This is a genomic window from Neisseria sp. SLRRB23 (assembly GCF_050896295.1).
Classification (GTDB): domain Bacteria; phylum Pseudomonadota; class Gammaproteobacteria; order Burkholderiales; family Neisseriaceae; genus Neisseria.
The window spans coordinates 1-381 of record NZ_JBPBFH010000175.1 but is presented as its reverse complement, the minus strand read 5'-3'; the positions used below and the strand labels follow the sequence as shown (position 1 = coordinate 381).

General features: G+C 46.2%; 2 pseudogenes. One reads left to right on the top strand and one right to left on the bottom strand.

The annotated features are described in order from the left end of the window. Window positions 1–136: 136 nt before the first annotated feature. Window positions 137–244, top strand: a pseudogene (locus ACRPFF_RS11780) (pilin); the annotation flags it as partial. Here ACRPFF_RS11780 and ACRPFF_RS11775 read toward each other — a convergent pair. Beyond that, a pseudogene (locus ACRPFF_RS11775) lies at window positions 244–381 on the bottom strand (cation:dicarboxylate symporter family transporter); the annotation flags it as partial. The pseudogenes ACRPFF_RS11780 and ACRPFF_RS11775 sit on opposite strands and share 1 nt — an antisense overlap.

The following is a 381-nucleotide window of genomic DNA, read 5'->3' as shown; positions in this document are numbered from 1 at the left end:
GATTTTGTTTTTCTAGACTGCGTGTCTGCTCGGCGACTTGTCCTTCCAAGTCATCATATAAAATTTTCAGCCTGCCTCCCATTTTATTGAAACAACTCCCGACCTGTTTGAATTCCGGCGTACCACCTTCGGTACAAACGGCGTCGTTACCGCCCAAATGAAATCAGACGGCGTAAACAAAGAAATCAAAGGCAAAAAACTCTCCCTGTGGGCCAAGCGTCAAGACGGTTCGGTAAAATGGTTCTTCTGCATCAATGTCGGCAGTGCGGCTTCTGAAGAGGAAGTTCCCAGTACCAGCCACATTTCTTCTTTAATATAACGGATCATTTTTCAGATGGAGAACCCGTTATAACGTGCCACCGCACCAAGGACAAAAACGAC